General features: G+C 66.1%; 19 protein-coding genes. 14 read left to right on the top strand and 5 right to left on the bottom strand.

What is annotated here, in order from left to right; all coding sequences use genetic code 11:
* Window position 1 precedes the first annotated feature (1 nt).
* The 5 genes from CGLY_RS09675 to CGLY_RS09655 all read left to right on the top strand — a co-directional run bounded on the left by CGLY_RS09675 (window position 2) and on the right by CGLY_RS09655 (window position 5,774).
* Window positions 2–805: a hypothetical protein gene (locus tag CGLY_RS09675; RefSeq protein ID WP_038549056.1), complete on the top strand. Its 804-nt coding sequence runs from the start codon at window positions 2–4 to the stop codon at window positions 803–805.
* Between the two features lie 150 nt (window positions 806–955).
* On the top strand, window positions 956–4,519 hold the full coding sequence (dnaE, locus tag CGLY_RS09670; RefSeq protein WP_038549054.1) for a DNA polymerase III subunit alpha: 3,564 nt from the start codon (window positions 956–958) through the stop codon (window positions 4,517–4,519).
* Between the two features lie 8 nt (window positions 4,520–4,527).
* Window positions 4,528–5,163, top strand: coding sequence for an IMPACT family protein (locus CGLY_RS09665; RefSeq protein ID WP_227590235.1), 636 nt, complete (start codon window positions 4,528–4,530; stop codon window positions 5,161–5,163).
* A gap of 20 nt (window positions 5,164–5,183) precedes the next feature.
* Window positions 5,184–5,414 (top strand): hypothetical protein, encoded by a 231-nt coding sequence (locus CGLY_RS09660; RefSeq protein WP_038549050.1) that lies wholly within the window; start codon window positions 5,184–5,186, stop codon window positions 5,412–5,414.
* A 3-nt stretch (window positions 5,415–5,417) separates the two neighbouring features.
* On the top strand, window positions 5,418–5,774 hold the full coding sequence (locus CGLY_RS09655; protein ID WP_038549048.1) for an RNA-binding S4 domain-containing protein: 357 nt from the start codon (window positions 5,418–5,420) through the stop codon (window positions 5,772–5,774).
* Here the strand turns inward: CGLY_RS09655 and CGLY_RS09650 are convergent.
* Genes CGLY_RS09650 through CGLY_RS09635 form a run of 4 tightly spaced genes read right to left on the bottom strand, consistent with a single transcriptional unit; the run spans window position 5,756 to window position 8,655 of the window.
* On the bottom strand, window positions 5,756–6,733 hold the full coding sequence (locus tag CGLY_RS09650; RefSeq protein ID WP_038549046.1) for a GTP pyrophosphokinase: 978 nt from the start codon (window positions 6,731–6,733) through the stop codon (window positions 5,756–5,758). The genes CGLY_RS09655 and CGLY_RS09650 overlap by 19 nt on opposite strands.
* Complete coding sequence (locus tag CGLY_RS09645) at window positions 6,730–7,233, bottom strand: hypothetical protein (RefSeq protein ID WP_052539982.1); 504 nt, start codon at window positions 7,231–7,233, stop codon at window positions 6,730–6,732. Before CGLY_RS09645 ends, CGLY_RS09650 begins: the two co-directional genes overlap by 4 nt.
* A 16-nt stretch (window positions 7,234–7,249) precedes the next feature.
* Window positions 7,250–8,113: a BRCT domain-containing protein gene (locus CGLY_RS09640; protein WP_038549044.1), complete on the bottom strand. Its 864-nt coding sequence runs from the start codon at window positions 8,111–8,113 to the stop codon at window positions 7,250–7,252.
* A gap of 11 nt (window positions 8,114–8,124) precedes the next feature.
* Window positions 8,125–8,655, bottom strand: coding sequence for a TetR/AcrR family transcriptional regulator (locus CGLY_RS09635; RefSeq protein ID WP_038552380.1), 531 nt, complete (start codon window positions 8,653–8,655; stop codon window positions 8,125–8,127).
* Window positions 8,656–8,768: 113 nt separating this feature from the next.
* Between CGLY_RS09635 and CGLY_RS09630 the strand changes: the two genes are divergently transcribed.
* Both CGLY_RS09630 and CGLY_RS09625 read left to right on the top strand, forming a co-directional pair.
* The gene (locus CGLY_RS09630; protein ID WP_038549042.1) at window positions 8,769–9,458 is read left to right on the top strand and encodes an Rv0361 family membrane protein; all 690 of its coding nucleotides are present in this window, start codon (window positions 8,769–8,771) and stop codon (window positions 9,456–9,458) included.
* The gene (locus CGLY_RS09625; RefSeq protein WP_038549041.1) at window positions 9,455–9,976 is read left to right on the top strand and encodes a hypothetical protein; all 522 of its coding nucleotides are present in this window, start codon (window positions 9,455–9,457) and stop codon (window positions 9,974–9,976) included. The genes CGLY_RS09630 and CGLY_RS09625 overlap by 4 nt, the downstream gene beginning before the upstream one ends.
* A 13-nt stretch (window positions 9,977–9,989) precedes the next feature.
* Here the strand turns inward: CGLY_RS09625 and CGLY_RS09620 are convergent, their stop codons facing one another.
* On the bottom strand, window positions 9,990–11,684 hold the full coding sequence (locus CGLY_RS09620; RefSeq protein WP_038549039.1) for a hypothetical protein: 1,695 nt from the start codon (window positions 11,682–11,684) through the stop codon (window positions 9,990–9,992).
* Window positions 11,685–11,773: 89 nt separating this feature from the next.
* On the opposite strand from CGLY_RS09620, the gene hisD reads away from it, so the two are divergent.
* The 7 genes from hisD (at window position 11,774) to CGLY_RS09585 (ending at window position 18,575) form a co-directional block, all read left to right on the top strand.
* Complete coding sequence (gene hisD / locus CGLY_RS09615; protein WP_038549037.1) at window positions 11,774–13,096, top strand: histidinol dehydrogenase; 1,323 nt, start codon at window positions 11,774–11,776, stop codon at window positions 13,094–13,096.
* Entirely contained in the window at window positions 13,093–14,208 is a 1,116-nt protein-coding gene (locus tag CGLY_RS09610; protein WP_038549035.1) for a histidinol-phosphate transaminase, read from the top strand. The genes hisD and CGLY_RS09610 overlap by 4 nt, the downstream gene beginning before the upstream one ends.
* Window positions 14,205–14,801, top strand: a complete 597-nt coding sequence (hisB, locus tag CGLY_RS09605) for an imidazoleglycerol-phosphate dehydratase HisB (protein ID WP_038549033.1) — start codon at window positions 14,205–14,207, stop codon at window positions 14,799–14,801. The genes CGLY_RS09610 and hisB overlap by 4 nt, the downstream gene beginning before the upstream one ends.
* A complete protein-coding gene (locus CGLY_RS09600; protein WP_227590234.1) occupies window positions 14,798–16,057 on the top strand; it encodes an MFS transporter in 1,260 nt (419 codons plus the stop codon). The genes hisB and CGLY_RS09600 overlap by 4 nt, the downstream gene beginning before the upstream one ends.
* A 77-nt stretch (window positions 16,058–16,134) precedes the next feature.
* Window positions 16,135–16,788, top strand: coding sequence for an imidazole glycerol phosphate synthase subunit HisH (gene hisH / locus CGLY_RS09595; protein WP_038549031.1), 654 nt, complete (start codon window positions 16,135–16,137; stop codon window positions 16,786–16,788).
* Window positions 16,789–16,825: 37 nt separating this feature from the next.
* Complete coding sequence (priA, locus tag CGLY_RS09590) at window positions 16,826–17,584, top strand: bifunctional 1-(5-phosphoribosyl)-5-((5-phosphoribosylamino)methylideneamino)imidazole-4-carboxamide isomerase/phosphoribosylanthranilate isomerase PriA (RefSeq protein ID WP_038549029.1); 759 nt, start codon at window positions 16,826–16,828, stop codon at window positions 17,582–17,584.
* Window positions 17,577–18,575 carry an inositol monophosphatase family protein gene (locus tag CGLY_RS09585; RefSeq protein ID WP_038549027.1) on the top strand — a complete coding sequence of 333 codons (999 nt, stop codon included), beginning with the start codon at window positions 17,577–17,579 and terminating at the stop codon, window positions 18,573–18,575. The genes priA and CGLY_RS09585 overlap by 8 nt, the downstream gene beginning before the upstream one ends.
* Window positions 18,576–18,580 lie beyond the last annotated feature (5 nt).

Below are 18,580 nucleotides of genomic sequence, written 5' to 3'. Positions count from 1 at the left end.
AATGTGGGACCGAAGAAGGGGACCGGTTCTGACCCTGGGGGCATGCACCGCGTTGATACTGGGGGCGTGCGGAAACGGCGGGGACGATGCTGATATACGAGACGACGGTGCCTCGGAGACCACCGTCACCGAGACCATGGTGCCTGCCGACAACGACGACGGTGGAGAGTCAGGCAGTATCGCTCCTGGTGAACCCGATCCCGGTGGCAGTGGCACTCCGCCCGGCGAGGTGACGGTGCCCGGCGAGCAGGTGGAGACCTATTTCTCCAACGAGGGCGCTGTGGTCGGGGTCGCCGGCCTCGATGCTGCGATGGCCCCCGAGATCATCAGGGCGCAGCCAAGCCTCGAGGCCGGACAGGTCTCCCAGGTGTGGCGCACCGGGTCTGTGGAACTTGCCGGGAGGGAGTGGAACAACACCACCCTGCCGGACGAGGGTTACTGGGCTGAAGTCAGCCTCGACGGGGTCCAGGGCTGGATGCCCAGCGCACACCTCTTTTACTTCGGTGGGGTCGAGGATGTCACCGGCGAGTATGCGGACATTGGGTCGGCGGATGATCCTTACAGGGTGCTCGGCATGATCGGGGAGCGCTCCACCAACGGGATGGGACGTTGGGCGGTCGTCACCACTCCGGACGACACTGGGGACGGTGCCTACCGGGTCGATGTCACCGGTATGCCGGACGATGCCCAGGCAGGTGAACGCCTGCGCGTCACCGTGGAGCAGAGTGATGAAGGGTTCCGTGCCGGACAGGTCGAGCGGACTCTGCTGTGCGCCCGTGGTGTGAGTGGCGGGCTTTATCTGTAACGTGCGGCAGAGCATCCGGCTGCCAGGCTGGGGGAACGGGTCATTGAAGAGGCTGAAACTGCCCCGTGCCTCTGCCACCCGGCCTGAGAGTCTGCCAGTGGCTGCACCGCACAGGTGGGGCGACTTGCCCCCGGCGGTAGACTGTCCCGCATGAAGAAGTCTTCCTTCGTCCATCTGCACAATCACACCGAGTACTCCATGCTCGACGGGATGGCGAAGGTGGACCTGCTCGCCGAAGAAGTCTCACGCCAGGGGATGCCCGCGGTTGGCATGACCGATCACGGCAACATGTTCGGCTCCGACGCCTTCTACCGCGCGATGACCGGAGCCGGCATCAAACCCATCATCGGCATCGAGTGCTACATGGCGCCCGAGTCCCGCCTCATCAAGGACCGCGTCAAATGGGGTGAGCCGGAGCAGAAGCGCGATGACGTCGCCGGCGGCGGCTACTACCTGCACCAGACGATGATGGCGGAGAACGCCACTGGACTGCGTAACCTCTTCCGACTGTCCTCGCTGGCAAGTTATGAAGGACAGGTCTCGAAGTACCCGCGTATGGACGCCGAGATTGTCGCCGAGCATGCCGAGGGCATCATCGCGACCACTGGTTGCCCGTCGGGTGACGTTCAGACCCGTCTGCGCCTCGGTCAGTTCGACAAGGCTCTCGAGGCCGCCGCGATGTGGCAGGACATCTACGGCAAGGACAACTACTTCCTCGAGCTGATGGACCACGGCCTGGAGATCGAGAAGCGTGTCCGGGACGAACTGCTGGAGATCGGCCGGAAACTCGACCTGCCCCCGCTGGTCACCAACGACTGCCACTATGTCCTGCAGAAGCAGGCGAAGCCTCATGAGGTCATGTTGTGCGTGCAGACCGGCGCCACCATGGACGAACCTACCCTCGATGAAGGTGGGCGGCGTTTCGCGTTCTCCGGCGACGGCTACTACATCAAGCCGGCTGAGGAGCTGCGCAAGTACTGGGACCCGATCGTCCCGGACGGGTGTGACAACACCCTCTGGATTGCTGAGCGCGTCCAGGACTACGGCGAACTGTGGGAGGAACACACCCACGACCGCATGCCGAACTACGACGTCCCTGAGGGGCACACCCCCACCACCTGGCTGCGTAGTGAGGTCCACGACGGGCTCAAGGAACGGTTCCACGGCGGGGAGATCCCGAAGGAGTACATCGACCGCGCCGAGTACGAGATCGACGTGATCGACATGAAGGGCTACCCGTCCTACTTCCTCGTCGTCGCCGACCTGATCAAGCATGCCCGGTCCATCGGCATCCGCGTCGGGCCGGGTCGTGGCTCGGCCGCCGGAGCCCTGGTCGCCTATGCACTGACCATCACCAACATTGATCCCATCGACCACGGCCTGATGTTCGAGCGATTCCTCAACCCGGAGCGTCCCTCGGCACCGGATATCGACATCGACTTCGACGACCGCCGTCGTGGCGAGATGATCCGCTATGCCGCCGACAACTGGGGCCAGGACAAGGTCGCCCAGGTGATCACCTTCGGCACGGTGAAGACCAAGCAGGCGCTGAAGGATGCTGCCCGTGCCCACCATGGACAGCCGGGCTTCCAGATTGCCGACCGGATCACCAAGACACTGCCTCCGGCCCAGGCGGCTAAAGACATCCCCCTGTCCGGAATCATGGATCCCAACCATGATCGGTATCAGGAGGCTGCGGAGATCCGCACCCTTATCGAGACTGATCCGGTCGTCAAGGAGATCTACGACGATGCCCTCGGCCTGGAAGGCGTCGTCCGCCAGGCCGGTGTGCACGCGTGCGCGGTGATCATGGCGTCCGTGCCCCTGCTGGACCACATCCCGATGTGGAAGCGTCAGCAGGACGGTGCGATCATCACCGGCTGGCCCTACCCCGCGTGTGAGGCCATCGGGCTGCTGAAGATGGACTTCCTGGGGCTGCGCAACCTCACCGTCATCGGCGACTGCATCGAGAACATCAAGAAGAACCGGGACGAGGACCTCGACCTGGAGGGCCTGACCACCGACGATCCGCAATCATACGAGCTGTTGGCCCGCGGTGACACGCTCGGTATCTTCCAGCTCGACTCCGGCGGCATGCAGGAGCTGCTGAAGCGGATGAAGCCGACCGGCTTCAATGACATCGTCGCCGCGCTCGCGCTGTACCGGCCGGGACCGATGGGTGTCGGTGCCCACTGGGACTACGCCGACCGTAAGAACGGGCGTAAGCCCATCGAGCCCATCCACCCGGAGCTCGCCGAGGCACTCGAGGAGATTCTGGAGGAGACCTACGGTCTGATCGTGTACCAGGAGCAGATCATGAGGATCTCGCAGAAGGTCGCGAACTACACCGCCGGTCAGGCCGATGGTTTCCGTAAGGCCATGGGTAAGAAGAAGCCGGAGGTCCTGGCCAAGGAGTTCGAGAACTTCGAGGCAGGGATGAAGGAGAACGGGTTCTCCGCCGAGGCGATCAAGACACTCTGGGACACCATCCTCCCGTTCGCCGGTTACGCGTTCAACAAGTCCCACGCCGCCGGCTACGGCCTGGTCAGTTTCTGGACCGCCTATCTCAAGGAGCACTACACCGCCGAGTACATGGCGGCTCTGCTGACCTCGGTGGCGGACAAGAAGGACAAGTCCGCGATCTACCTCGCCGACTGCCGTCACCTGGGGATCAAGGTATTGTCGCCGGACGTCAACGAATCCGACTACACCTTCAAGCCAGTGGGCCAGGACATCCGTTTCGGCCTGGGTGCTGTCCGTAACGTCGGCGAGGATGTTGTTGACTCGATCGTGGCGACACGGAAAGAGAAGGGGGCCTTCGGAGACTTCTCCGACTATCTCGACAAGATCGACGCCACGGCCTGCAACAAGCGGGTCACGGAGTCTCTCATCAAGGCAGGTGCCTTCGACTCTCTCGAACACCCCCGCAAGGGCCTGATGCTGGTATTCGAGGACGCCGTGGATTCGGTCACCTCGACCAAGAAGGCGGCGGCGCGTGGCCAGTACGACCTGTTCTCCGGGCTCGATGCGGTGGAGGACGACGCCTTCAAGGTGGATGTCCCGGATCAGCACTGGGAACGCAAACACGAACTCACGCTGGAGCGCGAGATGCTCGGTCTCTATGTCTCGGGGCATCCTCTCGACGGGTTCGAGGCGTCGCTGGATTCGCAGATCGACACGCCGTTGACCACCGTGATCTCCGGTGAGTTGCCGGACAAGCGCACGATCAAGGTCGGCGGGATCATCTCCAGCGTGGACCGCCGTGTGGACAAGAAGGGCAACCCCTGGGCCATCGTCACGATCGAGGACCAGCACGGTGCTCAGATCGAACTGTTGTGTTTCTCCCGGACCTATTCAATGGTTGCGCCGATGATCGCCGAGGACAACATCATCCTCGCCCAGGCCGAGGTGAGCATCCGGGATGACCGCACGAGCCTGTTCTGCAATGACCTCAAGCTCGCGGAACTCTCCGTCGGTGCCGGTGCCGGTGTACCCCTGAGGCTGCGGATGCGCATTGACCAGTGCACCCCGGACAACATGGACCGGCTGAAGGGCGTGCTGCACAACAACCGCGGTGACTCTGACGTCTACCTCACCCTCACCGACGGTACCGAGGAGCTGCAGTACATGCTGCCCCCGGACCTCCGGGTGGCCCGCACGTCGTCGTTGATGGGTGACCTCAAAGCGTCGACCTGGGCCGGCGTCCTCGGGTGACACAACCGGTGAGTCAGGCGTACCTGCGCCCCGGCAGCGATCGTCCGGTAGCCGAAACTGAGGTCAAGAGGTCCAGGTTCATCGCCTGCGCGGCCAGAGTGCCCGATGAGGACGCTGCTCGGGCGTTCCTGGCTGAGATCCGGGCCGGGTTCGCTGACGCCCGGCACCACTGCAGTGCCTACATCCTGCACGTCGACGGGGCCAACCCGGTGGAACGCTCGAGTGACGACGGGGAGCCCGCGGGCACGGCGGGACAGCCGATGCTCGAGGTGCTCCGCGGATCGGGACTGCAGGATGTCGCCGTTGTCGTGGTCCGTTACTTCGGCGGGGTCAAACTGGGCACCGGTGGCCTGGTCCGCGCGTACCAGGATGCTACCCGCGCCGTCCTGGAGGACGTCACGGTAATGCGCCGTGAGCCCCGGGATGTGTGGGTTCTGGAGGTCAACCACGCGGAGGCAGGCAAGATCGAGGCGGAACTTCGGGCTCGCGGCCTGGACGTTGAGGCGTCCTACGGACCGACCGTGACGTTGACCCTCACCGTCGCTGCCGGAGAAGACCCTGGTGACGTTGTCAGGGAAATATCAGCAGGCACACTGGAAGTTGTACGGGACGGGTCCCACTGGGACGACGTCAAGGCGGGGTGAACCGGGGTAGACTCGGGGCCATGACCATGGACAACTACTCCGACAATCCCGTTGCACGTCGTAAGGCAGACGTCCGTAAACGTTCGCGGTCGATCCAGGTGTCCGGGGGGATCGCGGTCGCCGGGGGCGTGCTGGCGGTGCTGACATCCGCCACGGCACTGTTTCTGACGATCGCGGTGGTCGCTCTGGTGGTCCTCGGGTGGAACGTAGTGAAGGTCCGTGAGGTGCTCAACCACAAGGACCAGTGGTGATCCGTGACCCGGATCGACGCGTGGGTGTGGGCCGTCCGTCTGTACAAGACTCGGTCTGCTGCCGCTGACGCCTGCCGTGCCGGGCATGTGAAAGTCAATGACGTCTCAGTCAAACCTGCCCAGACTGTGGCAGTGGGGGACCGGGTGCGAGCCTGGGTGCATCACCGCGAGTATGTCGTCGAAGTCACTGAACTGGTGTCGAAACGGGTCGGTGCTCCGCGGGCCCGGCAGTGCTACGTGGACCACTCTCCGCCGCCACCCTCGAAGGAGATCCTGGCCTCGATTCCTCGACGAGACAGGGGAGCAGGGCGTCCGACGAAGCGGGAGCGTCGCCAGATCGATCAGTTGCGCGGCCGCTGACCCATCCGCTGCCAGCGGTTGCCCAGGCGACCCGGCCGCGACGAGGCGTGGTCGCCGATATGCACCGTGCGGCGGATATGGTCGCGCCCGTAGGTAAACAACAGCAGGTCGTCGATGAGACGGACCTGTCCCGGAGGATAGCCGTAGCCCATCGTCTCCTGCAGTTGGGTCAGTGCTTCTGGCGCACACAGGGCCGTGAGTTCACCGATGGTCGTCACCCCGTTCGCTGCGAGCATGTCCACCGCGAACCGGTAGTAGTCGGCTTTGGACATGGGGTATTCATTGCCGGCGAGCATGGTCAGCACACCCGGTAGCATGGTGGCGGTGAGCTCGGTGTCATCAGTCGTGTCGCCGTCAGCGCTGGTGGCACGGGCAATAGTGTCGAATTGCTCGTCGGCAAGCTCGATCAGACCGGCGGCCAGGGTGAAGGCACGGTGGACCTCCGGACTGATCTCGTGCCCTGGATTCTTGTAGCGCACGTCGTGCTCGAACTCCGCCCAGGCGTGCTGCAACACCGTCCTGATCTGGATCTCGATCAACCTGCCCTCCAGGTCGGTCAAGGACGGCATGGTGGAACTCGAGACCCTGGCGATGACATGCGAGGAGGCGTAGCCGAATTCGCCACGCTCTGCGGTCTGGGCAGATTTGTCGGTCACGGAGACCACGTCGAAGAGACTGCGCATCACTCCCACGAGCAGCACGATGTCTGCGGTGGTGTACACGGTGACTCGGACGCCCAGAACGTCGTAGGCGGAGTCGAAGTCGTGGTAGTCGGGGTGGACGGTGTCATGGATCTTGGCCAGGTAGCTGCCGCGGTCTTTGATTCGCACTGAAACCTGGTCGAAGGCGATGCCCGCGTCGGACAGTTCGTCGGAAAGGACTTTCTGGATGTCCGTAACCACCGTGGGGTGGTCGGCGAGCCACGTGTCGAAATCGCGCAGGACGGTGGAATCTTTCATGGCACCGACTCTAGCGTCTGACAGTGGCCTTCCGAGATGTCGATTGGCCCGGTGCAGGGTACTGAGGGGGTCGCCCCGGACGAAATGAACAGCTGCTGGTTGTCCGTGACGAAGAACAGGGCGGGGCCGGGACCGTCGGCGAGGATGCGGTGCGTCGGCACGGCAAGGAGAGGGTGAGCGAGAAGCCCCGCGGCAGGGAAGGGGGTCCCGATAACCGCAATCTCCCGGATCCCGGTATCCACATCACGGTGCCGCAGGGCGGTGCCGTGCACGGAGGTGAGGTTGCCGAGGGTCGCGAGCATTTCGGTGGCCGCGTCCTGCCACAGGAGTGATGCACTGGTGTGGCGATCTCCGAGGTCGGCGACGGTGAGACGGCGGGAACCGTCCTGCACGGTGGCACCCAGACCGCTACCCAGCGGGACGGTGATTATGCAGGTGGGGTCATAGGGGTCGTGGTCGGCCGCGGTGGTGACGACGTGCAGATGGAGTTTCCGGTTCATACCGGTAGAGAGACTCCTAGAAGGGCGCGGAGGTTCCCTTCACCTCGTCCAGATCGGGGCGACGGGACTTTCCCACGGCGGAGAGCAATTCATCGAAGCTCCACAGTGTGATGTCCTGGCCCTTGTCCTTGAGTTCGCGGGCACGCTTCTCCTTGCTGGTCACCGACCCCCATTCGCCGATGACCAGCAGCGTGGTCTTCTTGGTCACGTTCTTGCCCACGGTGGCGCCGGCTTCGGCGATCATGTCCCACACCTCACCCTTCTCGTACGGAGCGAAGTCTCCGGTGACAGTGACGTTCTGTCCGAAGATCGGTCCGTTCGCGTCGGCCTCGGTGTTGGCCTCCGGGACGGTGTCCGGTGTCGCGACGCGTTGCCAGGTCTGTTGTGGCGAGGACTGGGACGGCTGCGACGACTGCGACGACTGTGCTGATGTCTCTTGCGTCGACTCGGGCGCCGACGATGTCGCTGTTCCGGCAGGCACCGCCGACGCAGAGTCTGCTTCCGCCGGGGAGATGGGGGCGGCGTCCAGGGGGAAACCCGCCTGCAGATTGCTCAGGAGCTGATGGACCTGGGTGAACTGCTCCTGCTGCCCGGGGGCGAAGACCACGATGTTGGACGCGCCACGGGTCGCCGGGAAACCCCGCACCGGGCGGAGGACGGCATTATCGGGAGGGGTTGCCAGCGAGAGCTGGATCCAACCAGGGGACACATCGGTCGGTGCATGGTGGTACCAGCCGCGGAGATCGGCCGGAGCCACACTGAGTTCAGCAGGCAGCAATGTCTGCGCCATCGGGGTGCGCCGCACCCGGACCCCGTTGCCGTCTACTGTGACGTCTGCCCCGTGGGCGGTGACCGTGTGCGCTGCAGCCGTGGTACTCATAGCGTCCGATCCTAGTTACCGATGCCGTCCAGGACGAGGTCGACCCCGGAGAGCACCTGCGCGACGGTGCGGGGTGTCGCACCGGCCGCCTGCGCGGTCTGCACGTCGGTCGCCGCCCCCAGCAGGTACCGGGACAGCACCCATCCGGTCAGCTCACGGTCCACGGCCGGTGAACCTGTCAAGGCATCCGCGAGAGTACCGGCAGGATCCTGTGCCGCGGTACCGGCGGCCAGTGCTGCAGCGACAACTTCGGCGCCGTCGCGCACCCCGAGGAGCTGTTCAAGCAGGGCAGACGCGGTCGCGTAGGCCCGCTCCCGCCAGTCGGACGTCGGGTGTTCCGCCTGCTCCACCGGGGTGGCTGCTTCCAGGATTCGCCCCGCAATGCCACCGAGCAGGTCCTGTTTGCTCGGGAAGTGCCAGTACAAGGCCCCGGGGGCGACATCGAGCGTACGTGCCAGCCGTCTCATCGTCAGGTCACCGAGGCCGTACTCGGCGAGGATGTCGAAGGCGGCGGTGAGGATTCGGTCGCGGTTGAGCTGCACCCCACCCAGTGTAATGACCCGATGCAACTTACGACCGACCACAGCTAACGTTCCGCGGGCGGGTGACGTTGTAGGGTCGTAGCTGTACAACAAGCATGAGAAGGGAACCACGAATGTCACCACGGGTGTCAGGCCACCGGCCGGGAATCACCACGGCCGTTCTCGCCGGGGTCGTTGCGGCGACCCTGGGACTGGCCGCCTGCGGCTCCGACGATGCTGACGGGGACGCCGCCGACAGCACGACGAGCAGTTCCTCGAGCGCAGCGTCCAGCAGCGCGAAGGAGTCGACGGAGGCCTCGGAAGTCTCGGAGTCTGCCGAGCCGGATCCCAGCGAGTCTGCCGAACCGGCACCGGACGACCAGCCGGAAGGTGACCGAGGCGAAGGGGAGCCCCCGGCGGACGCCCCGGCCCCGGAACCCGCCAATGCCCCGGCAGGGAACGCCGCCAACGGTGATGACGCCGCGCAGATCACGGCAGTTGCCAGAGGACTTGGTGAAGATAAGCCGTGGGGTGAGTACCAGCGGATGGTGGTCGACACCTCCTGTCGTGCGAATCTCGACCAGGTCGGCGGCCGAGACGCCATCCTGCAGGACCTGGGGCGCGAGGCGGAGAACACCATGGCGAGCAAGGTGATGTCTGACCAGGGCACCTCGTTGCCTGTGGTCCACGGGGTCAATGACATCCGGGTGGAGGGTGACCGTGCCACCGCCAATATCGATGCAGAAATTGCAGGCCAGCGGCAGACCACCCCGGCAGTATATGTCCGGGAAGACGGGCAGTGGAAGACCTGTAACGCCGCATGACGGCATCTCGTCGCGTACTGATCGGACAGTCGGCGAAGACCCTCACGGTCTTCCTGGCTGTCTTCAGCATTTCCGGACTTCTGTGGGGCTGGTGGAGGCCCGCGGTGACCGCCGTGGTGACCGACACCGGTGCCGCCGAACTCGACCCGGCGACGTCGGGCGCACCGTTCCTGTCGTTCGCGGTCTTCGCGCTCGCGACCGGGCTGCTCGGAGCGATCCTCGCCGGCTGGTCATTCTGGCGCTCCCCGCGGCTGAGGGGCCCGGTGATGTTGTTGGCCGTGATCGCCCTGGCGTTCCTCGGCGCCGCCGTATTCCTGCTCTTCGGCAACTGGATCGCCGACGCCCTCCACGGCACGGACATCACCGCTGGTCTGGCCGACAACCTCAGCCCCGGACAGGACGTCACCATCGTCTCCAAGGTCACCGGTGCCGCCGGCTATCTGGCAGCCCCCGCCGCCGCTGCCGTGGTCTACTGGACCTGCTCGCTCTTCGCCCCGGACACCGCCTTCGAGCACTGAGCCTGTCCAGCCGTCACTGCCCCCGCAGGTCGCGCAGTTCGCGGTAGGCCTGCCAGACGGAACCGTCGAGGTCGCTGTCGGACACTCCGACCTCGTCGGTGGCGTCGGCGGCGTCGGTACCGTCCGCAAGCCCCGTCTCCTCGGGGACGAGCAGCAGCTCACCATGTGCGCGGTCCAGGGCCACGTCACAGGAAGAATCCTCGCCACGCTCCAGATACAGTGACGCCGCCGCCACCCAGTTCATCGCAGCACTGCTGTGGTCCCGGGCCTCGGTGAACGAGTGGGCTGCGCGGGTGGCGTACTCCAGGGCGAGATCTTCACGGCCGGCGTCCTCCCAGATCGCCGACATGTCCTCGTTCCAGTCACCCAGGTGCCAGGAAAGCATCGGATCGTCGCCCGCTTCTTCCAGAATCCGGCGTGAGCGTTCCATCAGCTCCACGGCACGCGAGGTGTCGCCGACATTCAGGTGCTCACGCGCGCCGGTACGTAACGCCTGGGCCGCCGCCAGGGGCCGGTCCAGGTCACGGTAGAGCGCACAACTGCGTTCCAGCAGTCCGGCGGTCACCACATGCTGTCCGGACGAGGATGCTGCGACGCACGCCATCGTCAGACATGCCAGCGTGCGTTCGCTGTCCGGGGTGAACAGCGACCAGTCTGCCGTCGCCACAGCCAGGGACAGACCCTCGTCCAGATTGCCGACACCGATCGCGGCGCGGGCACGGACAGCACGCAAGTTCAGCAGGGCAGGGGAGATGGGCGCACCGGCAGCCGCCTCATCAACGCGGACAGCCAAGTCGTAGGCGGCAGCGTAGTCACCCTCGGCATTGAGCAGCTGGCACGCCTGTTCCGCCCGGTGCATCCCCTCCAGGGGCGCCCCGAGTTCGAGGGCGATCTCTGCACACTGACGCCAGTGTTCCAGCACGGTGGCGTGGCTGTCGCTGTCGTCTGACGTGAGTGCGAAATAGCCCAGCAGGTCGTGCGCCTCGTAGCGCGTGGTGGGCGATTCCGATGCCAGCATTCCCGTCGCGACCGTGACAGCCGCGGTGATGTCCCCGTCAGCGTGCAGTTGCTGGGCACGGGTCAGTTCCCGGTCCCCGGGGGAGACGGAGCCCACGGTGAACCTGTCCGCCAACGCCCGGAACACCGGGCGGAGCGGGGCGGTCTCGGGGGTGGCCAGCGATGTGGCGCACGTCAGTCCGCCCATCGCCGCGAGCGACAGGCAGGTGGCCTGGTGGCGGGGCAGACTGTGCCCGGTAATCGTGGGGTCGGTGGCAACCGTGGGCCCCTCCGGGGTGGGGCGGAAGGACATGATCGCCCCCTGCAGGTCCTCGAGCAGGTGAGCCGCGGGCGGCAGCGTGACGAGGTCGACCCCGTCGGACTCCACGACCATCGCCACCAGGCACAGTGCCGAGTTGGCGAGGACCGCGGAGGCGTGGTCATCGTTGTCCCTGGCGAGGTGGCGCCACTCGAAGACCGCCTCGGCGGCCTCTTCGTGGAGTTCGAGTCGGTCGGACACGGCCGCACGCAGGACGTGGAATTCGGTCCGCAGATGCATGGGGGTGTCCGCCGGGAGATCGGTGTCCGGGTCCGACAGCCAGTGCTGGGTGCCGAACTGACTGGTGAGACGCCAACTCGTGGCGTGGTCTCCGACGGACGTTGCGGCGACGGACGCCTGCAGCAGGTCGACGAGCGATGGCTGCGATGCCACTGGTGACCCTCCGTCCTTTCTTCACTGTGGTAACGGGCTAGAATCACAACACGTTACCCGTTCACCGACCCTGGAGACGATCCCACGCCATGCTCTCGCGCCTGGACCTGAGGGGCCAGACCCCCTCCACCGCCGAACTCCGTCGAATCCTGCCGCGTGGCGGCACCGACATCGACCATGTTCTCCCGGCGGTGACACCGGTGGTGGAGGACGTCCGTGCGCGTGGCGCCGAGGCCGCGCTGGAGTACGGCGAGAAGTTCGACCACGTCCGGCCGTCCTCGGTCCGGGTGCCCGGGGACGTCATCGCCGAGGCGCTGCGGGACCTGGACCCCGCCGTCACCGACGCACTGCAGGAAGCCATCCGGCGCGTCCGGGCGTTCCACGGGTCCCAGAAGCCGCAGGACGCCTCGGTGGAAGTTGCCCCCGGTGGTGTCGTCTCCGAGCGGTGGATCCCGGTCAACCGGGTGGGCCTGTACGTTCCGGGCGGCAATGCCGTGTACCCCTCGTCGGTGATCATGAATGTCGTCCCCGCGCAGGAGGCCGGCGTCGGGAGTCTCGTGGTGTCCTCGCCGCCGCAGGCAGATTTCGGTGGCTGGCCCCATCCCACGATCCTCGCGGCCTGTTCCCTGCTCGGTGTCGACGAGGTCTGGGCCGTCGGCGGGGGACAGGCCGTCGCGCTCATGGCCTACGGCGATTCCGGCGCTGCCGACCTGGAGCCGGTCGACATGATCACCGGGCCCGGCAACATCTTCGTCACCGCAGCGAAGCGGTTGTGCCGGTCCGTCGTCGGCATCGACTCTGAAGCCGGTCCCACCGAGATCGCCGTGCTCGCCGACAGCTCCGCCGACCCGGTGGCCGTGGCCTACGACCTGATCAGCCAGGCCGAGCACGACGTCATGGCCGCGTCGGTGCTGATCACCGATTCGGCGGATCTCGCCGACGCCGTCGACAGGGAGACTGAAGCACGTTACAAGGTCACCCTCAACGCCGAACGCGTGGCAGAGGCACTGACGGGGGAACAGTCCGGCATCATCCTCACCGACAGCCTCGACGAAGCGGTCCGGGTCGCGGACGCCTACGCCGCCGAGCACCTTGAGGTGCAGACCGAGGATTCCGCAGCCGTCGCCGCCCGGATCACCAACGCCGGGGCCGTATTCGTCGGACACTACGCGCCGGTGCCCCTCGGCGACTACGCTGCAGGCTCCAACCACGTGCTGCCGACGTCCGGCACCGCCCGGCACTCGTCGGGACTGTCCACCCACACCTTCCTCAAACATGTCGACGTCATCTCCTACGACCGCGAGGCGCTCAAGGAGGTCGCCGACACCGTGACCGCTCTCGCGGACGCCGAACAACTACCGGCCCACGGCGAAGCCGTCCGCGCACGGTTCGAGACCCAGGAGCGATCATGACCGACCAGATCTCCGTGGCGGACCTGCCGCTGCGTCCCGAACTGCGGGGACAATCCGCCTACGGTGCCCCACAGCTGACCGTGACCAACCAGCTCAACACCAACGAAAACCCCTATCCGCCGAGTGCCGGCCTTGTCGAGGATCTCGTGGCGGAGGTGGCGCGCCTGGCGTCGACCCTGAACCGCTACCCGGAACGCGACAGTGTCGGACTGCGCGAGGAGCTGGCATCCTACGTGAGCCGGCAGACCGGTGTGCAGGTCGGAGTGGACAACGTCTGGGCCGCGAACGGATCCAACGAGATACTTCAACAGTTGTTGCAGGCCTTCGGCGGGCCAGGGCGCAGGGTGCTCGGGTTCACGCCGAGCTACTCGATGCACCCGATCCTCGCCGCTGGGACACAGACCGAGTTCATCGATCTGCCACGGACGGGCGAGAACTTCAGCATCGACATCGACGCCGCCGTCCAGGCAATTGGGGAGAAGAAGCCCGACATTGTCTTCGTCACCACCCCGAACAACCCCACCGGCGGGGTAACGTCCGTGGCTGACCTGCGGAGGATCCTCGATGCCGGCCGTGAGGCAGGCGGCATCGTGATCATCGACGAGGCGTACGCCGAGTTTTCGGGTGAACCCAGCGCAGCCGAGCTGATCGCCGAGTACCCCGCGTCGCTGGTGGTGTCCCGGACAATGTCGAAGGCCTTCGACTTCGCCGGGGGACGACTCGGCTACTTCATCGCCGACCCGGCCTTCATCGAGGCCGTGATGCTGGTGCGTCTGCCGTACCACCTGTCGACGCTGTCGCAGGCGGCGGCGACGGTCGCGCTGCGACACAGTAACGAGACCCTGGCCACCGTCGACGCACTGCGGGGTGAACGCGACCGGGTGGTCGCGGCCCTCGAAGAACTCGGATACGGTGTGGTTCCGAGTGAGTCCAACTTCATCTTCTTCGCCGTCCCCGGCGACGCACACGACATATGGCAGCGGTTCCTCGATCATGACGTCCTCATCCGCGACGTCGGTGTGACCGGTCACCTCAGGATGACGGTCGGGCTTCCACAGGAGAACGACGCCTTCCTCGCCGCCGCCGCAACGATCATCGGAGAACACACGTGAGAACCAGCCGCATCGAACGCGCCACGAAGGAATCCTCGATCACCGTCGAGATCAACCTCGACGGGACCGGGGCCACCGACATCGCCACCGGCCTGCCCTTCTTCGACCACATGCTCACCGCATTCGGTTCCCACGGCTGCTTCGACCTGACCGTGCACGCCGACGGTGACATCGACGTCGACGCGCACCACACCGTCGAGGACACCGCCATCGTGCTGGGCCAGGCGATCAACGAGGCACTCGGGGACAAGACAGGGATACGCCGGTTCGCAGACTCCTACATCCCCATGGACGAGACCCTCGCACAGGCCGTGGTGGATGTCTCCGGGAGACCGTACTTCGTCGGCACCGGCGAACCGGAGACCATGCTCACCACCGTGATCGGCGGCCACTACGCCACCGTGATCAACGAGCACTTCTTCGAGACCCTCGCCTTCAACGCGAGGATCGCCCTGCATGTCCGCTGTCTCTACGGCCGAGACCCGCACCACATCACCGAGGCCGAGTACAAGGCCGTCGCCCGCGCCCTGCGCGCCGCAGTGGAACCGGACCCGCGGGTGACGGGGGTGCCGTCGACAAAGGGGACTCTGTGACCGTTCTCTCTGTCAGGGGTGTGCCCCTGATGCTGCTGAGTGTGTTCTGCGCCTTCCTCGGCTGGTCGTTGTTGTTGCCGGTCATCCCGGTGGCGATGTTGGACGCCGGATACGGCGACTCCCTGGCAGGCCTGTCCACCGGTGTCTTCATGGCGGCAACGGTGGTCACACAGATCTTCGTCCCTCGTCTGCTGCGCCGGTGGGGGTATGTACCAGTGATGGTGTCCGGGGCGGTACTGCTCGGGGTGCCCTCCGTGTTCTACCTCATCGACGGTGGATCATGGCTGGTGCTGGTGGTCTCGGCGGTCCGGGGTATCGGATTCGGTGCGGTCACCGTGGCCCAGTCCGCGCTGCTCGCCGAACTTGTCCCGGCCCACCAACTCGGCCGGGCGAACGCCTTTTTCGGTGCATCGATCGGCATCGGGGAGATCATCGGCTTCACCATCGGACTGCCGCTGTACACCCATGCAGGCGACCTGGTGTTCCTCGTCGCCGTGGGCTGCGGTGCGATCGGTGGGGCCGGCGCACTCGGCATCCCCGCCCTGCACGCTGCCAGCGTGACGAAGGAGACCACCCAGGCCCAGCAGCGGACCCAGGTCCGTGCGCCGCTGTGGAAACTCGTCCTCGTCCCGATCGTCGGCCTGTGCACCGGTGCGATGGGCTTCGGTGCCTTCTCCACCTTCACCGCCCCTGCCGTCGGCGAGATCGACGCCTCCGCCGCGGCGACCCTTGCCGGGGTGACGCTGGCGGTCATCGGCGGTGGACAGATCCTGGGCCGGACCATTTCCGGCTGGTGGGCCGACCGGGTCGGAGAGCCGGGGCGCCTGGTCGTCTGGGCGTCGTTGTTCTCCGTCGGCGGAATGCTCGCCATGTCGATGCTCATCTTCACGGCGCCGGCCGGTGCCGTCCTGATCACCGGCGCACTCGGTGCCGCGGCCGTCTTCGGCCTCGGTTTTGGTGCGATCCAGTCCGAGACCCTGCTGATGATGTTCTCCCGCATGCCGAAAGAACGGGTCTCGGAAGCATCCGCGATGTGGAACATCGGCTTCGACTCCGGCACCGGCACCGGCTCTTCCGTACTCGGAGTTGCGGCGTCCACCAGTGGTTACGGTGGAGCTTTCGTCGTCGGTGCAGGCCTCGTCGGCCTCGGGACCGCCACCCTCGCCGGAGACAGGATCCTGGGGCGCAACAGGGTCGCCGAGCATCACAATGTCCGTACCCGGCTGCGGAGCCTGCGCCCGGGCAGTGAACCGTAGAGACAACGCAGGCAGGGTCCACCCCTTATGTACCCGGAGCGGTCTGTGAGGCAGGTCGCCTTGTAGGATCACTGACCATGGTGGAAAAAGCATCCCCGACGGTCGCGCTCCTGGATTACGGCTCCGGCAACCTGCGCTCGGCGCAGCGGGCTCTGGAGCACGCCGGAGCGGACGTCACCGTCACGGCCGACCCGGACACCGTCCTCGGGGCCGACGGTCTGCTGGTCCCCGGCGTCGGTAACTTCGCTGCGTGTATGACCGGGCTCCGTGCGGTCCACGGGCCCCGGATGATCGGGGAGCGGCTCGCCGGAGGACGTCCGGTCCTCGGCATCTGCGTGGGGATGCAGGTGCTCTTCGACCGTGGCGTCGAAGGCAGCGACGGCGTCGGCACCGAGGGCTGCGGTGAATGGCCCGGTACTGTGACGCGCCTGGAAGCCTCGGTCCTGCCGCACATGGGGTGGAACACTGTCGACGCGCCGCAGGACTCCCGGATGTTCGCCGGCGCCGCTGACGACGAGCGTTACTACTTCGTCCACTCCTACGGCGTCAGGTCCTGGGACCTCGAGACGGACGGCCACACCGCGGCACCGGCGGTGACGTGGGCGACCCACGAGGACTGCCGCTTCGTCGCAGCCGTCGAGAACGGCCCGCTGTGGGCCACCCAGTTCCATCCCGAGAAATCCGGCGAGGCCGGTGCCCGGCTGCTCCGGAACTGGCTCGCCACTCTCTAGAACGTCCCACCCTGATTCACGCGATAGGATACTTCCCATGACTCTTACCCTGCTCCCCGCCGTTGACGTCGCCGATGGTCAGGCGGTGCGCCTTGTCCAGGGAGCCGCAGGCACCGAGACCAGCTACGGCGCGCCGCTGGATGCCGCGTTGGCCTGGCAGAACGCCGGTGCGGAGTGGGTGCATCTCGTCGACCTGGACGCAGCGTTCGGTAAGGGGAGCAACTTCGAGCTGCTCAACGATGTCATCGGGCAGCTCGACGTGAAGGTCGAGCTCTCCGGTGGTATCCGGGACGATGCGTCACTGGAGCGTGCCTTGTCCACGGGATGCCGTCGCGTGAACATCGGCACCGCCGCCCTGGAGAACCCGGACTGGTGCGAGAAGATCATCGCCGAGCACGGTGACCGCGTCGCCATCGGTCTCGACACCCGACAGGTCGACGGTGAATGGCGCCTGCGGGGACGCGGGTGGGTCTCCGACGGCGGCGACTTGTGGGAGGTCCTCGAACGGCTCGACTCGCAGGGCTGCTCCCGTTTCGTCGTCACCGACGTCTCCCGTGACGGCATGCTGAACGGTCCGAACATCGATCTGCTGCGTGATGTCGCGGCGGCGACCTCCGCACCGGTCGTGGCGTCCGGCGGCATCTCCAGTCTCGACGACCTCCGGGCGCTGGCTGGTGTCGTCGATGAAGGCGTGGACTCCGCCATTGTCGGCAAAGCCCTCTACGCGGGGAAGTTCACCCTGGAAGAGGCGCTTGTGGCGGCACGCGGGGAGACACAGGCGGTGCCCGGTGAGTGACGAGATCGACACCCGGGCGCTGCTGGCGATCGCCGAGGCCGCCGTCGACGAAGCGGAGACGACGTTCTCCGCCGCCGTCGGTGCCGAGCCCTCGGTGATGAAAAGCCCCGGCGACTTCGCCACCGAAGCCGACCTCAGCGTGGAACGTCAACTCCGTCACCTGTTGACCAGCTACACCGGCCTGCCGGTCCACGGCGAGGAGTACGGGGTCGTGCGTCCTGGGGAACCGGTCGAGATCAACCCCAACGATGACAAGGCCGACGACCTCGACGGGCCGCGTCGCGACCGGTCGGACTCCGGCCCACGGACCACCGATGCCGACGCTCTCGACCGCGCTGACGCCGACAAGAACCCCGGGCTCGATGAACTTCCGGAGACCTGCTGGGTCGTCGACCCGATCGACGGCACCGCGAACTACGCCGTAGGTAACCCGTTCTGCTGCATCCTGGTCTCCCTGGTGCACAAGGGGGAGGCCGTCGTCGCCGTCACCGAGATGCCTCTCCTCGGCCAGCGCATCACCGCGCGCAAAGGCCACGGGCTCTACGTCGACGGCCATCCCGCACGTCCGATGCTGCCCTCCGATCCCGGGGTGACCCAGATCAGTTTCGGATCGATCCTGTCACAACGGCGCGGTAACCTGCCGATCTCGTACCGTCAGGACATGCTGAACGCCATCGGCCGAACCTACCCGCGCATGCGTGTCACCGGCTCCTGCGGGATCGATCTGGCTTTCACCGCCGCCGGGATCTTCGGCGGCACCGTCACCTTCAGTCCGAACCTGTGGGACAACGCCGCCGGTATGCTGCTCGTGCGTGAAGCAGGGGGAGTCGTCACCGATTTCAACGGCGACCCGTGGCGCCCCGGAGTCTCCGGCCTGGTGGCGGGAGAACCCGAGGTCCATTCGATCCTGCTGGACCACATCCGTTCGGTGCCGATCGGCACCGCCGCACGAAATGCCCAGGAAATCATGGACCGGGGAGGAATAAGGTGACTGAC

The organism is Corynebacterium glyciniphilum AJ 3170, from assembly GCF_000626675.1.
In the GTDB taxonomy this organism is placed as follows: Bacteria; Actinomycetota; Actinomycetes; order Mycobacteriales; family Mycobacteriaceae; genus Corynebacterium; species Corynebacterium glyciniphilum.
This window is presented reverse-complemented; position numbering and strand designations above follow the sequence as displayed.

Bases quoted from the DNA above. Each gene is read 5' to 3' on its own strand.
- CGLY_RS09675 (WP_038549056.1), top strand. From the start codon at position 2: ATGTGGGACCGAAGAAGGGGACCGGTTCTGACCCTGGGGGCATGCACC.
- dnaE (WP_038549054.1), top strand. From the start codon at position 956: ATGAAGAAGTCTTCCTTCGTCCATCTGCACAATCACACCGAGTACTCC.
- CGLY_RS09660 (WP_038549050.1), top strand. From the start codon at position 5,184: ATGACCATGGACAACTACTCCGACAATCCCGTTGCACGTCGTAAGGCA.
- CGLY_RS09650 (WP_038549046.1), bottom strand. From the start codon at position 6,733: ATGAAAGATTCCACCGTCCTGCGCGATTTCGACACGTGGCTCGCCGAC.
- CGLY_RS09645 (WP_052539982.1), bottom strand. From the start codon at position 7,233: ATGAACCGGAAACTCCATCTGCACGTCGTCACCACCGCGGCCGACCAC.
- CGLY_RS09640 (WP_038549044.1), bottom strand. From the start codon at position 8,113: ATGAGTACCACGGCTGCAGCGCACACGGTCACCGCCCACGGGGCAGAC.
- CGLY_RS09630 (WP_038549042.1), top strand. From the start codon at position 8,769: ATGTCACCACGGGTGTCAGGCCACCGGCCGGGAATCACCACGGCCGTT.
- CGLY_RS09625 (WP_038549041.1), top strand. From the start codon at position 9,455: ATGACGGCATCTCGTCGCGTACTGATCGGACAGTCGGCGAAGACCCTC.
- hisD (WP_038549037.1), top strand. From the start codon at position 11,774: ATGCTCTCGCGCCTGGACCTGAGGGGCCAGACCCCCTCCACCGCCGAA.
- CGLY_RS09610 (WP_038549035.1), top strand. From the start codon at position 13,093: ATGACCGACCAGATCTCCGTGGCGGACCTGCCGCTGCGTCCCGAACTG.
- hisH (WP_038549031.1), top strand. From the start codon at position 16,135: ATGGTGGAAAAAGCATCCCCGACGGTCGCGCTCCTGGATTACGGCTCC.
- priA (WP_038549029.1), top strand. From the start codon at position 16,826: ATGACTCTTACCCTGCTCCCCGCCGTTGACGTCGCCGATGGTCAGGCG.